We start from the raw sequence: 14,097 nt of genomic DNA, 5'->3' as shown, positions 1-14,097 counted from the left end.
TCCGTTATCGACGAGGCTGATGAGATCACCGTTGCCAGCTGTCTTCATGCTCGGCGTATCACAGATTCTCTTTGTTCCTGCCTGGTCGTGATGAGCACTAGCTCGTGAGTATTAACAGGAGGACTCATTATGGCGATTGATACCGTCAACATCAATGTCGAATTTCGCACCGATACTGGCAAGGGTGCATCCCGCCAGGCGCGCCGCGAAGGCAAAATCCCGGCCGTCATTTACGGTCACGGTTCAGAGCCGCGCCACATTCTGATGCCTGAGTACGACACCTTCATGGCTTTGCGGACTCCCAACCAGTTGCTGAAACTCATCGCTGACGGTGAAGAGATCATGGCACTGGCCAAGGATATTCAGCGCAACCCGCTGAAAGAAAAGATCGAGCACGTTGACCTGCTGATCGTGCGTCGCGGTGAAAAGGTGGTTGTTGACGTGCCCGTTGAGGTCGAAGGCGAAGTGGCACCTGGCTTCACCTACTTCTTGGAAGAAGCCTCCCTGCCGATCGAAGCCGACGCGCTGGACTTGCCGGATTCTGTCACCGTCTCGGTAGAAGGACGCGAAGGTGGCAACCACGTGCTGGCTTCCGACGTGCAGCTGCCGGCTGGCACCTCGCTGCAACTGGAAGATGACGCTGTGATCGCTACCGTCGACGAGATCGTCGAGCAGGACCTGGGTGAAGAGCCCGAAGCAGGTACTGAGGGCGACGAGGCCAACAGCCAGGGCTCTGAAAACAGCGACGACTAAGTGTCTCGTCACGGAGATATAGGGTGCCGATGCGTTTAGGCAGAAGCTCAGCGTCCACCACCAGCCCCTGGCTGGTGGTGGGACTGGGCAACCCCGGTGACAAATACCACAGCACTCGGCACAATATTGGTCACATGGTGGCCGATGAGCTCGTCGACCGCTACGGCGGAAGCTTCCGGGCTCATAAAACACAGAACGCGTTGGCCACCCTGCGGCTGGGAGAAACTCGAGAGAAAGTCCTGGTGGCCAAACCAGCTACCTACATGAATCTCTCTGGTGGTCCCGTCAAAGCGTTGACCACTTTCTTTAAAGTGCGACTGGACCAGCTCATTGTGGTCCACGACGAGCTCGATATCGATTTCGATCGCCTGCGCATCAAACGCGGTGGGGGAGATGGCGGTCATAACGGACTGAAATCCATCACGCAGTGTATAGGCGATAAAAACTATTACCGCGTTCGGGCCGGAATCGGACGGCCCCCCGGAGCCATGGACGTATCCAGCTACGTGCTCAAGCCTTTCAATTCCACTCAACGCCAGGTGCTACCGTTGCATGTATCCACAGCAGCTGATGCCGTCGAAAGTCTCATTACTGACGGCTTGACTCCCACACAAAACCGTTTCCACTAGCCCTGGGCTCACCTGTCTGCTAGGACCGAGAACTGTTTGATATCTCACCATCTGTGACGGATCTCTGAGATAGTAACTGTACCGAACGGTTGGTATAGTTTTGGGGGTGATGACTCGTCTTCAAGCTGAAACTTCAACGCCCGGTCAGCGTTGGGCCTTTTTGGCCATCATCTCCGCCGCACTGTTTTTGGTGGGTGCTGATAACTCGATCCTCTATACCGCATTACCGGTACTGCGCGATGAGCTCGGCACCAGTGAACTGCAAGGTCTCTGGATCATCAATGCCTACCCCCTGGTACTATCAGGGCTGTTACTGGGCACCGGCACACTCGGAGATAAAATCGGTCATCGGCTCATGTTCTTACTGGGCGTCAGTATCTTCGGTGCCGGTTCCTTGCTGGCGGCCTTCTCGCCCAACGCCTGGACGCTGATTGTCGCCCGGGCAATCCTCGGCGTGGGAGCTGCCACCATGATGCCAGCGAGTCTCGCACTCGTGCGGCTAACATTCCGTGACGTTAAAGAACGCAACGTCGCAGTGGCCATCTGGGGGTCGGTGGCGGTCGTGGGTGCCGCATCCGGTCCGGTGCTGGGTGGTTTACTCCTGGAGTTCTTCTGGTGGGGCTCGGTGTTTTTGCTCAACGTCCCCATCGTCATCATCACGGTGATTGCCACCATCGCGGTTGCCCCACCGAACGTGGCACACCCAGAACGGCATTGGGATCTGATGTCATCGCTGTTGATGATGTTTGCTATGGCGGGGTTCGTGATGAGCATTAAAGAACTAGCCAATCCTCAGCGGAATGCCTGGGTGCTATCGGTCGCTCTTGTCATTGCCGTGATTGGTTTTGTGTTGTTTTGGCTTCGCCAGCGCTTGCTCACCCACCCGCTGTTGGAATTGTCGATTTTCCGTGACCCAGTCTTCACCGGCGGCACGCTGACCGCGGTGTTGATCATGGTGGCGCTTTCCGGCGTGGAACTTATGACCACCCAGCGGTTCCAGACCGCTGGCGGTCTCACCCCCTTGCAAGCCGGCGCAATGGTCGCTGCCGTGGCTCTGCCGGCGATTCCTACCGCGTTATTAGGTGGCTCGGTTCTCCACAGGGTCGGTTTCCGTCCGCTGATTACCGGCGGGTTCCTGCTTATTGTGGTGGGACTGGGAGTGAGTATGTGGACGTTCACCCTCGATGTGGTGCCCTTGTTCCTGGGCAGTATGATCCTGGTGGGTCTAGGTGGTGGCCTGGCAACCTCGGTTTCGTCGACTGCCATCCTTGGATCGGCGCCCCCGTCCAAGGCGGGGATGGCTTCGTCTGTGGAAGCGGTTTCCTACGAGTTCGGGACCTTGGTTGCGGTGGCCGTTTTTGGCTCGGTGATGCCCCTGCTCTACAGCATGAACGCCCCAGCACCGGTAGCCGCAGACGTGGACCACGGGGTCGATCACCCAATGTATGGCGAGCAAGCCGTTGCCGCCTACGATCAGGCCTATCTCAGCATTTTGGGAATAGTAGCGACCGTGGGCCTCATCGGTGCCCTGGTGACCGCCTGGTGTTTCCGAGGCAACCCGAAGGAAGCTGATGCGACCGAGTAAGAAAACCAAAATCATCCGCACCGCTATTGACCTCATTGAGGCCGGAAGCCTGGATTCGGTGTCTTATGATGCGTTGGCCCAATCCTCCGGGCTGTCGAAATCCGGGATCATCTACCATTTTCCCTCCCGCGAGGAAATGATGCGCGCGGTGCATCAGTATATGGCGGATCAGTGGGAAGCCGAACTCGAAGCAGCCGGGGGTGGCCCCGCCGAGCAACTCACGGGGTCCCAGCGCCTGCGCGCCGTCGTGGTGTCCCTGCGACGCAGTGCCACCAAAACCGAACTCCTGTTGGAAATTGATGCCCGGTCGAACCCGGAACTGGCCGCTATCTGGCAAGCGGTGGATCAACGTTGGGTCCCCTCCCCGGCGGAGATCGACAGCGCCGGGACTTTGGGGCTCGAGCGTTTCCTCGTGTTGTTAATGGCCGACGGGTTGTGGCTCCACGACTACGTCCACGAGGATCGGCTCAGCGAATCCCAGCGGGAAGCGTTGGTGGACCACGTCCTGGCCAAGATCGATCAAACCGCCACGGACGAACGACCAGACCGCTGAGCTAGTGCTCGGCCAACCACGCATCGATGGCGTGTGCTTGTGTGGCAATGACCTTTGACACCTGGGGCTCGAGCGTGGAAACCAGTGCGGACCCGATGAACGGGATATGGCACTGTAGATTTCCTTCAACCGCATAATCCGTGTCGCTGGTACTGGTTGCTGACAGGGTCTGGGTGACGGTGCTTTCAGCACGGGCGATGGGGATGAGGATCCTCAGCAATGCTGTCCGCGAGTCGTTTTCAGCTGGTCTAGACCAGACCACTTCCTGCCGAATTTCCACACCGTCTGTGACCAAGCTTCGCAGCGCATGCGGGACCTTATGCTGGATGGCCTCGCCGGAGAGATGAGAAATCATCGTCACCTTCACCCGCCCGTCATCGCCGTCAGCCACCTGAAACTCGGTGAGGGTCGCCCCGACCTGCTCGGTGGCGTGTCGATGAAAATCTTGTGAGGTCAGCGCCTGAAAGACGTGTACTACGGGGTGATGCACGGTGATGTTTTCCCCAAAAGCCATGATCGGTGCTGGTCCTCTCCGCAGGAGACTTTTGGTTCACTCACGGCGTGAGGAAAGGTGAACCGGGTAGTCTAAATCTGGGCGCCACAATGATGGCGCTGAACCCATTTAACCACGCTGAAGGAAGACCATCCCGTGTCCGAGCATTCACCCTTAGCACCGCTGTTGCCCACGCTGTCTGAAGATCGCGGATTAGCCACAGCGTTATCGAGCTTGGCCGCCCACGACGAGCCCACCCCAGACCTGGGACTCCACCTGCCTGACGGGGCCCGACCTGCGGCCACCGCGTTGATTTCAGGCGCCGTGAGTGACCTGGCGACTCAACGCAACGGCGACACCCCAGTGCACCCGGTGGTGCTGGTGATGACCGCTACCCACCGTGAGGCCGAGGAACTACGCTCAGCCGTGACCTCGTGGATGGATGCTGACACTGTCGGGCTGTTTCCCTCCTGGGAGACCTTGCCTCATGAGCGACTCTCGCCACGTTCGGATACGGTCGGTGAACGGCTGGCGATCTTGCGCCGCCTGGCTCACCCACAGGATGCCGGGCAGGCCCCGCTGAAAGTGCTCTTCGCCCCGATCCGTTCGATCCTGCAACCGGTGGTCAAAGGACTCGGCGACTTAACGCCGGTGGTGATCAACACCGGTGAATTCTACGAGTTTGAGTCCGTGGTCGCTGCGTTGGCTCATGCCGCCTACTCTCGGGTGGATATGGTTACCAAGCGCGGTGAATTTGCGGTACGTGGTGGGATCATTGACGTCTTCCCGCCCACCGAAGACCACCCACAACGCATCGAGTTCTTCGGCGATGAAGTCGAGGAAATCCGCTGGTTCTCGGTGGCAGACCAGCGCTCCTTGGAAGACACCAGTAATGACGGCTCGGCCACCCCCACCAGTGTGTATGCGCCACCGTGCCGAGAACTGTTGCTCACCGACGCCGTGCGCGAAAAAGCCCGTGCGCTACAAGCCTCCATGCCGCAAGCCGTCGATATGCTGGAACGCATCTCGCAAGGCCAGGCCACCGAGGGCATGGAATCGCTGGCGCCGTTGGTGACCGAGATGGTTGACTTCCTAGACCTGTTGCCGGCTGGATCGTTGAGCCTGCTGATTGAACCGGAGAAAATTCGAGCCCGGGCCGAGGACCTGTTGGCCACCAACGAAGAATTCCTGCAGGCGGCCTGGGCGGCTGCTGCCGACGGGGTGGCAGCACCGCTGGATACCTCTCAAACCGAACAGTCTCAGTTTGGGGGATTCGCCACGCTAGCGGAGACCCGGGCCAAGGCGCTGGAGAATCATCAGGGCTGGTGGCAATTCGCTGTGTTGGGTGCTGACCCCGATTTAATCGCTGATGAGCAGAGCTACCGGACCGGATTCCGGCCCTCTGCAGAATTCTCCGGAGACGTGGAGGCCATGCTAGAGCATATGCGCACCCGGATTTCTCAGGACTTCACTGTCGCGGTGGCCACCGACAGCTCCGGTTCGGCTCGGCGCGTGGCCGAGTTGCTTGTCCAAGCCGGTATGAGCGCCTCGGTGGTCGAGGAAGTGGCCGCAGAATTGCCCGGCCAAGTTCAGATCACGCCAGCAGCTATTAACGCCGGCTTCGTGGCGGAAGCAGAAAAAATCGCGGTGGTATCTGAACGTGACTTATTTGGACGTCGTGCGATTGCCGGATCCGAACGCGGCAAACGTCGTTCCCTCGCCCGGAAAAAGCGCAACGCGGTCGATCCTCTCGAACTGCGCGAAGGCGACTACGTTGTTCACGCTCAGCACGGCATCGCCAAATTCATTGAACTACAACGTCGCAAAGTCTCCACAGCACCATCTGGAGTTGCCGCCCAAGATGGTTATCGGGAATACCTGGTGTTGGAATACGCTCCCTCCAAACGCGGTGCTCCCGGAGATCGGCTGTTTGTGCCCACCGACCAGCTGGACCAAGTCTCGCAGTACGTGGGAGGAGAGACTCCCAGCTTGTCGAAAATGGGCGGCTCTGACTGGGCTCAGACGAAGTCCAAAGCCCGGCGGGCGACCCGCGAAATCGCCAATGAGCTGATCCGGCTCTACTCGGCACGCATGACCTCTCGAGGGTACTCGTTCTCGGCCGATACGCCGTGGCAGAGAGAACTCGAAGAATCCTTCCCCTTTATCGAAACGCCCGACCAGCTGACTGCCATCGACGAAGTCAAGCACGATATGCAGTCGCAGGTTCCGATGGACCGGCTGATTTCCGGGGATGTAGGCTTCGGCAAAACCGAGGTCGCCGTTCGCGCAGCGTTCAAGGCGGTTCAAGACGGCAAACAGGTGGCGGTGCTGGTGCCCACCACGCTGTTGGCTCGCCAACACCATGAAACCTTTACCGAGCGTTTCGCCGGCTTTCCCATCACCGTCCGGCCTCTTTCACGTTTTCAAACCGGCAAACAGGCTAGAGACACCATCAACGGTGTCGCCGACGGGAGCGTCGATGTGGTGATCGGTACTCACCGGCTGTTGGCCGACCAGGTGCAGTTCAAAGATCTCGGCCTGGTGATTGTCGATGAGGAACAGCGCTTCGGCGTGGAACACAAGGAACAGCTGAAGAAACTTCGCACCAATATCGATGTGTTGGCCATGTCGGCGACCCCGATCCCGCGCACCCTGGAGATGTCGATGACCGGGATTCGGGAAACTTCGACGCTGGCCACCGCCCCGGAGGAACGCCACCCGGTGCTGACCACGGTCGGTCCCTATACCGACCAACAGGTGATTGCCGCGATACGGCGGGAGATGATGCGCGAAGGGCAGGTTTTCTATGTCCACAACCGGGTCACCTCGATCAATAAGGTAGCCGCCCACATTCAGCAGCTGGTGCCCGAAGCCCGTGTCGCGGTGGCTCACGGCAAAATGGCTGAGTCCACCTTGGAAGAGATCATGGTTAAATTCTGGGAGAAAGAGTTCGACGTGCTGGTCTCGACCACCATCATTGAAACCGGGCTCGACATTGCCAACGCCAACACGTTGATCATTGAAGATGCCCACCGCTACGGGCTCTCCCAGCTGCACCAGTTGCGCGGACGCGTGGGACGTGGTCGAGAGCGGGCCTACGCTTATTTCCTCTACGATCCACATAAACCACTGACCGAGACTGCTCTGGAACGACTGCGGGCGGTGGCCACCCATAACGAGTTGGGATCGGGTCTGAAACTGGCCCAGAAAGACCTGGAAATTCGTGGGGCCGGCAATCTGTTGGGTGGGGAACAGTCCGGCCACATCGCCGGGGTGGGCTTTGACCTCTATATCCGCATGGTCGGGGAAGCTGTGGCCGATTTCAAGGGCGAAGACGATCCTTCGCCGGTGGAGGTCAAGGTCGAGCTACCGGTCAACGCGCACCTGCCGCATGATTATGTCCCCGGCGAACGGCTACGTTTGGAGGCGTATCGAAACCTGGCCCAGGCCCACGATGACCAGGCTATCGAGGCGGTGATCGACGAACTCAAGGACCGCTACGGGGACCTACCAGAACCGGCTGAGAACTTGGTCGCGGTGGCTCGATTGCGCAATGTGGCGCGTGGACACGGGATCTCCGAGATCATGTCGATGGGCAGGAACATTAAGTTCGGGCCTGTGGAAGAGCTCCCCGAGTCACGTGTGATGCGACTGAACCGGATGTATCCAGGTTCGAGTCTCAAACCGGCTCTGAAGGCCGTGATGGTGCCCCGGCCCAAGGACGCTCAGACGGTGGTCGGTAAGGACCTCACCGACCAACCACTGTTGCAGTGGGCCAGTGAGCTGGTGCGCAATATCTTCCCTCAGGTGGCCAAGAACTTACCGGAAGAAGGTGGATCATCGCAGGAGTCCGGTGTGGCTGAGGGTAGTTAGTGTTGGTACTCGCCAGGCTGGAGGATGCGACGCCAGAAAGCTTTCATCGGAACCCCAGCTAAGGGGCGGGACAATGGTGAATAGATGATCAGCAAGCCGAGTGCCCAGCTGGTCAGTACGGTGAGGATAAAGCGCTGATGCAGGTTATCGACACCCAGCCGGGCGAACTCCATGATCAGCCAGCCATGGGCCAGCACCACCACGGTCCCGGTTCGGACTAGTTGCTGTATCACCGGGCGGGCGGGTCGGACCAGAGCGTTGACCCAGATGCCGAAGATCATCACCATGCCACAGACCATCAGCACCCCGACCACCGGGGTCACCAGGAACAGACCGAATCCAGCGAATTTGATGTTGTGCGGTGGCACACCCATCAGCACCGCGGCCATGCCGATCAACACGAGGCCAAGACCGAGGAAACCCAGCGTGGTGGAGTCGAAGGGCGTGGTCGTTGATTTGGCTTTGATCCCCGGAAAATCGCTGAGTCGCGGCAGGATGTGATAGCGGAAGGCTTCACCGCACAGGATGTAGAACATACACGGTATAGCGAGTCCGATGCCCAAGGGCAAGATCACGCCCAACTGGTAGTCCTCGGGCAAGACCGCAGCGGCGACAAAACCCAGGATGGCCACCGTCCAGGCCACCCAGGTGGGGAATCGTTCGAGGAACCGACGGATAAGTACGGCAAAAAAGAGCACCGAGATAAACCAGAAGGCCCACCACGGCGGGTCTTGCTGCGACCCGCCGTACCAGCCGTAGAAGAGTGCTTCGAGGAATTCTTCCCAGGTGTCGTTGAACAGCCATGCCACGATCGACATCAGCACCGCCCAGATCAAATAGGGCACGCCCAGAGTGAGCCACCGGTTTTTCAGTTCGGTGGTGAAGGGCCGGCCGGGGGTGAAGAAGAAACCGGACAGGAAGAAGAACAGCGGCATCCGCCAGATTTCCAGATAACTTTTGAAGGTGAAAGCATCCCCGTAGATGTGTCCGACGACCACCGCGACGATCGAGACGATTCTTAACAGGTCGATCCCCACATTGCGACCGATGGGCCCGGTGAGATGGCGCCGAGAGGCGACGTCACCGACGGGGTAGGTGGGAGTGGCCATGGTGCGCTGAAGGGGCTTCTCTTCTCGGTCGTGGAACAGCTGTTGGCTGATCGGCTGGCTGGTGTCCGTCCCAGTCTAGCTAACCGAAGACCTCGGTGACGAGGTCTTCGGTGTGCGCATTCCGGTCAACAGACGGGCCCACCGGTAGCGGGGTGCCAGGCGGCACAGCAGAGTTCCGACAGCGAAACAGATCACCACAGTCAGCAGGAAACGCAGGTGGAGGTTGCCCAGGTCCCAGCGGTCTAGTTGCAACAGCACGATCCCGTGCAGGAGCACGACAACGGTTCCGGCGCGGGCGAGCTGATATACCCAGTGGCGCATGGGCGGTATAGCTCGGATGAGACGGTCCCCCCCAGGTGGCGCTGAGCAAGATGAAACCGGCAGAGATGGTGATCCCGGTAAGCGGGGTGACCAGAAACAAACCGAAGTCTGAGGACTGGATGGAATGGGTGGGGACCCCCAGGGCGGTGGCGATGAAGCCGGCGACGACCAGGCCCGACCCGATCAGCGCATAGGGCGTACTTGGGCGCTCAGTGCCGATGGTTGCTTGCAAGCGGGTGTGCACCAGCATGTGCAAGGCACGTCCGCAGAGGATGTAGAACAAGACCGGCAAACACAATCCCACCGAGAATGGGGTACGCGCTAGGAGCTCGTCGTCGAGAATGTCAGACAGCACGAGTCCGCTCAGTGCCACGGCCCAGGGAACCCAGGCTGGGAGATGTTGCAGGCACCGGTAGAGCATCACGGTGGCGGTCAACACCGACAGAAACCAGAATGCCATCCAGATAATGGTCTGGTCGACTCCGCCATACCAGCCCATGATGAGTAGCTCCGTGAGATGTTTGGGGTCGTGATACCACCAGATCACGGTCACCACCGAGCAGATGACTGACCACCAAAAATAGGGGACGAGAAGAGTGGTGAATCGTGTATTTGTTTCCGCGCGCAGTGATTTTCCCGGGGTCAAGAAATATCCGGAGAGCACGAAGAACAGCGGCATGCGCCACATCGACAAAAACTCGCGGTGCTCTATGGTAGCACCATAGGTGTGGCCGAAGATTACCGCGATCAGGCACAGCACTCTCAGAGCATCGACGCCGACGATCCGCGGTCGCTTCACAGTCGCGGTGCTGGTGTTCGGGGGTGCTGTTGTCATCATGGTGGGGGTCAGACGGCGGTGGGTAAACAATAGCCCGGGCCGTTATGGGCCCGGGCATGCAGTCATTGAAAACGAAGGTCGCCACCGTCGGAACGGTGCGCGGGGTTAGTACTGCTCGGGGTCGTGACGAAGGTTCTTGGGATCGTGAATGTGATCGTGATCAACCGTATCGGAGCGACCGACAATGGCCTTGGGAATCAGGAAGGTGATCACCATCAGTACCAGCGCGGTGATGCCCGGGATCCACACAGCGTTGACGTAGTCGGTGCTGTGCTCCCAGAAACTCAGGGCGAACATGGTTCCCAGCAGGAGCAAGAACACCACGGCGAACAGGATAATATTGCCGGTGCCGAATCCGCGACCAGAGTGGTCGGTTGGTTTGCCGTTACGAATCACGGGTCTACCTCATCTTTCACAGCTACAGAAGCCTCTGTAGCCAAGCGCGGGTGCGAGTCGAAAATGCCTAGTTACGTTCTAGGATAGCAAGAGTTGCGGAACAGCCCAGCCGGTTGGCCCCTGCATGAAGCATCTGCAGGGCGGATTGCCGGGTTTTAATGCCACCGGAGGCCTTCACCCCCAGCCGGTCGGAGACTGCCTGCCGCATCACGGTGACAGCTTGGCGGGTGGCGGGACCGTAGCCGAATCCGGTGGAGGTTTTGACAAAATCGGCGTGGGCTTCCTCGGCGGCCTGGCAGGCCCGGGTGAGCAGGTTGGTGGAGAGGTTGCCTTCGGGGCCGGTCAGCGCCCCGATTTCGACAATGACTTTCACCAGCGCAGAATCGTTGATGGACTTGGTGGCCTCGACCACCTGGGCAATATCGGCGATGACGGTGTGATCGTCCCCGGCATGCAACGCGCCCAGATTGATGACCATATCGATCTCTGTGGCCCCGGCAGCGACAGCTTGTTGAGCTTCGGTGGCTTTCGCCCAGGTCGTGGTGGCGCCCAAGGGAAACCCGACCACGCTACACACCGCGACCGGTGAGTCCTCGAGCTGGGCCACCGCGGTCGGGACCCAGAATGGATTCACACACACCGAGGCGGTGCGGTGGGCGGTAGCCTGGTCACACAGGGTGGCAATGTGTTCGGCGGTGGCGGTGGCCGTCAACAACGTATGATCGATCAACCCCGCCAACTCGGCGGTGGAGAGGGTGTCAATCTGTTCGGTGGTCAGGGCGGCGGTGGGGGATTCAACAACAGTCATCGTTTGGGTGCTTACCGTTCGGGGTTCACGGGTTGGGTCAAAAACGTTTCGGCATCTGCTTCAAGCCGTGCTAACAGGTCCGCAAGCCGTGAGGCGGCAGCGGTCTTGTCGGGGGTCTCGGTGGCCCGTTGTGGTGGCAGGTGAACTTCCAGATAGCACTTCAGCTTCGGTTCGGTCCCGGAGGGACGGACCTGGACCGACAGGTGTGCAGCCGGAACCTCGGGGTGGGCCGGGTCGGCTTCGGCGCTGAGGGACACCAACTCGGTGGGGTGTAATCCTTGGGCGGAGGCGGTGGCCGGGTCGGCGTAGTCAACCAGCGTGGTGGGGCCGATACCGGCTAAGGAGGCTGGTGGGTGCTGGCGCAGGTGCGCCATGATCTGAGGGATCACGCTGAGATCATCCAGCCGCAACGACAGCTGGCTACTGAGCCCGGACCCCACGAGGGCCTGCAACTGCTCACGATACTCCCACAGGCTCGATCCTTGGGATTTCAGTGCCGCGGCTAGTTCGCAGATTAACAGCCCGGCGCTGAGTCCGTCTTTATCGCGGACCACCTCGGGGGCAACACAGTAGCCCAGGGCTTCTTCGAAACCGAAGCTCAGATCGGGCACGCGCGAGATCCATTTGAAACCGGTCAGTGTTGGAATGCATTCAGCGCCCGGGTAGTGGTCGGCCAACCCGGCTAACGCGGGGCTGGAGACCACCGAGCGGGCCAGCACCGGCGGGTTGGTGGTTGTCGCGTGGGATCCTGAGCGAGCTAAGAACAACGACCCGAGGATTAGACCGAGGTCATTGCCGGAGAGTTGTTGCCACGTGCCGTTCGGGGAACTGAGGCTCGGGATGGCAACGGCCAGTCGGTCCGCGTCGGGATCGTGGGCGATGATCAGATCGGTCTCGGGTTCTCGATTGGCGGTGCTCAGCGCCAGATCCAGGGCACCGTGTTCTTCCGGATTGGGGAAGACCACCGTGGGGAAGTCGGGGTCGGGATCGATCTGTTCGGCTACCGGCCGGAGCGGCCCGTACCCGAAACGGCGCATCATCTCCGGGAACACCACCCCGCCCACTCCGTGCATCGGCGTATACACCACCCGCAGTGACGCCCGAGCCCCGATGGCTTGGTCTGCGGTGAATTCCGTGAGTGGAGACCGCGGTTGTAACGAGTCGGCGAGCGCGAGCCGGTAGCGTTCGGCCACCTCGTCGACGTCCAGAGACTCCACGCCAGCGGCTTGCATGACCGGGATCTGGTCGGCAGTGTGCCAGCGGTTGATGCGCTCGGCGATCTCGGTATCGATTGGGGCAATGATCTGGGCTCCGGTGCCCCATTGGTCACTGAGCCGTCCGCCGAGGTAGACCTTATAGCCGTTATCGGTGGCCGGGTTGTGGCTGGCGGTGACCATAATGCCCACATCGGCGGCGAGCTCCCGGACGGCGAAGGCGAGCAGCGGGGTGGGACACCACGTTCTGAAAAGGTAGGTTTGGCACCCAGCGGCTTGGAACACGGTTGCAGAATCTTCGGCAAAGCTCAACGACCCGTAGCGGGCGTCGAAACCGATCACCACCCGCGGCGGGCGAGAGTCCTCGGTCAGCCAGGATTGTGCCCAATCGCTGATGCCGGCTGCGCTACGCCGGACGACGACACGGTTCATACGGTTCAGACCCGGACCTTCGGCAGCCCGCAGACCAGCGGTGCCGAAACGAAGGGGCCCGGCAAAACGGTCGGCCAGGGTGGCATAGTCGTGGCGGTTGAGTTCTTCGTGCAGGATCTCGTGGTGTCGCGGGTCGGGGTCGATCTGGCACCAATCCTCGACCAGGCGAACGAGTTGGTCGGGGTCAACGGGATTATGTGTGGTCATAGCTTGTCGATGATCGAGGCGAGTAAGTGGGAAATGCGTGTCTGGGCGGCACGGCCGGCCTCGATCACTTCGTGATGGGAGAGCGGGTGCTGGCTGATGCCGGCAGCCTGGTTGGTTACCAATGACATCCCGAAGACTTCAAGCCCGGCATGCCGGGCTGCAATGGCGTCTAATGCAGTCGACATACCGACCAGGTCTCCACCGAGGAGCTTGGCCATGCGTACCTCGGCGGGAGTTTCGTATTGCGGGCCGGGGAACTGGACATAAACTCCCTGTGCCAAGGAGGGATCCACGCTGCGGGCGATCTCACGGATGCGAGGTGAGTACAGGTCGGTGAGATCAATGAACTCCGGGCCCAGGAGGGGAGTAGCGCCGGTGAGGTTTAGATGGTCGCTGATCAGCACCGGTTCCCCGGGCGGCAACGCCTCGTTGACGCTGCCAGATCCGTTGGTGAGCACCACCAGCTCAGCTCCGGTAGCGGCAGCGGTGCGCACCGTGTGTGCTACCGCGTTCACATCGCGGTGTTCGTAGTAATGGGTGCGAGATCCGAACACCAGCACGTGGTCAGTGACCGTACCCTCGGCGGAGCGCCGGGCAATGGAAGACACGGTGGAGCCGTGTCCGGCCACAGACGCAGAAGTGAAACCCGGAATATCACCGGTGGGCAACTCGGTCTGACGGTCACCGAGCAGATCGGTCGCCCCGGACCAGCCAGAGCCCAGTACGACCGCGATGCGGTGTTGTGCTACCCCGGTCGTCTCGGCGATATAACGCCCGGCTTGGCGGGCTAAATCGAACCCGGGATGGTCCCCGGACAGCCCCATGGACTCCGCAGTAGGCTCAGAAATGTCATTGTCAGTCACGTCTGTCATCCTAGCGAGAACGG

Annotated in this window: 12 protein-coding genes; 5 read left to right on the top strand and 7 right to left on the bottom strand. The window is 60.2% G+C overall.

Going from position 1 to position 14,097, the window contains the following annotated elements:
- The first annotated feature begins 129 nt into the window (after positions 1–129).
- From DCC24_RS04910 to DCC24_RS04895, 4 genes are all read left to right on the top strand, one after another.
- Complete coding sequence (locus DCC24_RS04910; protein ID WP_110098800.1) at positions 130–753, top strand: 50S ribosomal protein L25/general stress protein Ctc; 624 nt, start codon at positions 130–132, stop codon at positions 751–753.
- A 29-nt stretch (positions 754–782) separates the two neighbouring features.
- On the top strand, positions 783–1,382 hold the full coding sequence (gene pth, locus DCC24_RS04905; protein ID WP_110098799.1) for an aminoacyl-tRNA hydrolase: 600 nt from the start codon (positions 783–785) through the stop codon (positions 1,380–1,382).
- A gap of 109 nt (positions 1,383–1,491) precedes the next feature.
- Positions 1,492–2,967: an MFS transporter gene (locus DCC24_RS04900; RefSeq protein ID WP_110098798.1), complete on the top strand. Its 1,476-nt coding sequence runs from the start codon at positions 1,492–1,494 to the stop codon at positions 2,965–2,967.
- Positions 2,954–3,520, top strand: a complete 567-nt coding sequence (locus DCC24_RS04895) for a TetR/AcrR family transcriptional regulator (protein WP_110098797.1) — start codon at positions 2,954–2,956, stop codon at positions 3,518–3,520. Before DCC24_RS04900 ends, DCC24_RS04895 begins: the two co-directional genes overlap by 14 nt.
- A 1-nt stretch (position 3,521) precedes the next feature.
- Here DCC24_RS04895 and DCC24_RS04890 read toward each other — a convergent pair whose 3' ends face one another.
- Complete coding sequence (locus DCC24_RS04890; protein WP_110098796.1) at positions 3,522–4,034, bottom strand: DUF2505 domain-containing protein; 513 nt, start codon at positions 4,032–4,034, stop codon at positions 3,522–3,524.
- A gap of 135 nt (positions 4,035–4,169) precedes the next feature.
- Between DCC24_RS04890 and mfd the strand changes: the two genes are divergently transcribed.
- Positions 4,170–7,886, top strand: coding sequence for a transcription-repair coupling factor (gene mfd / locus DCC24_RS04885; RefSeq protein WP_233491983.1), 3,717 nt, complete (start codon positions 4,170–4,172; stop codon positions 7,884–7,886).
- Here the strand turns inward: mfd and DCC24_RS04880 are convergent.
- The 6 genes from DCC24_RS04880 to DCC24_RS04855 all read right to left on the bottom strand — a co-directional run bounded on the left by DCC24_RS04880 (position 7,883) and on the right by DCC24_RS04855 (position 14,083).
- A complete protein-coding gene (locus DCC24_RS04880; RefSeq protein WP_110098795.1) occupies positions 7,883–8,995 on the bottom strand; it encodes an acyltransferase family protein in 1,113 nt (370 codons plus the stop codon). The two genes, mfd and DCC24_RS04880, sit on opposite strands and share 4 nt — an antisense overlap.
- Positions 8,996–9,074: 79 nt before the next feature.
- A complete protein-coding gene (locus DCC24_RS04875; protein WP_146206281.1) occupies positions 9,075–10,154 on the bottom strand; it encodes an acyltransferase family protein in 1,080 nt (359 codons plus the stop codon).
- 105 nt (positions 10,155–10,259) lie between these two features.
- Positions 10,260–10,550 (bottom strand): hypothetical protein, encoded by a 291-nt coding sequence (locus DCC24_RS04870; RefSeq protein WP_110098793.1) that lies wholly within the window; start codon positions 10,548–10,550, stop codon positions 10,260–10,262.
- 67 nt (positions 10,551–10,617) lie between these two features.
- Positions 10,618–11,358 (bottom strand): deoxyribose-phosphate aldolase, encoded by a 741-nt coding sequence (deoC, locus tag DCC24_RS04865; RefSeq protein ID WP_110098792.1) that lies wholly within the window; start codon positions 11,356–11,358, stop codon positions 10,618–10,620.
- An 11-nt stretch (positions 11,359–11,369) separates the two neighbouring features.
- Positions 11,370–13,211 carry a phospho-sugar mutase gene (locus DCC24_RS04860; RefSeq protein WP_110098791.1) on the bottom strand — a complete coding sequence of 614 codons (1,842 nt, stop codon included), beginning with the start codon at positions 13,209–13,211 and terminating at the stop codon, positions 11,370–11,372.
- Positions 13,208–14,083, bottom strand: coding sequence for a purine-nucleoside phosphorylase (locus tag DCC24_RS04855; protein ID WP_110098790.1), 876 nt, complete (start codon positions 14,081–14,083; stop codon positions 13,208–13,210). The genes DCC24_RS04860 and DCC24_RS04855 overlap by 4 nt, the downstream gene beginning before the upstream one ends.
- Positions 14,084–14,097 lie beyond the last annotated feature (14 nt).

It is taken from the genome of Auritidibacter sp. NML100628 (assembly GCF_003185985.1).
Classification (GTDB): domain Bacteria; phylum Actinomycetota; class Actinomycetes; order Actinomycetales; family Micrococcaceae; genus Auritidibacter; species Auritidibacter ignavus.
Note: the sequence above shows the minus strand (reverse complement) of the source record. Positions and strands in the feature narration are given on the sequence as shown.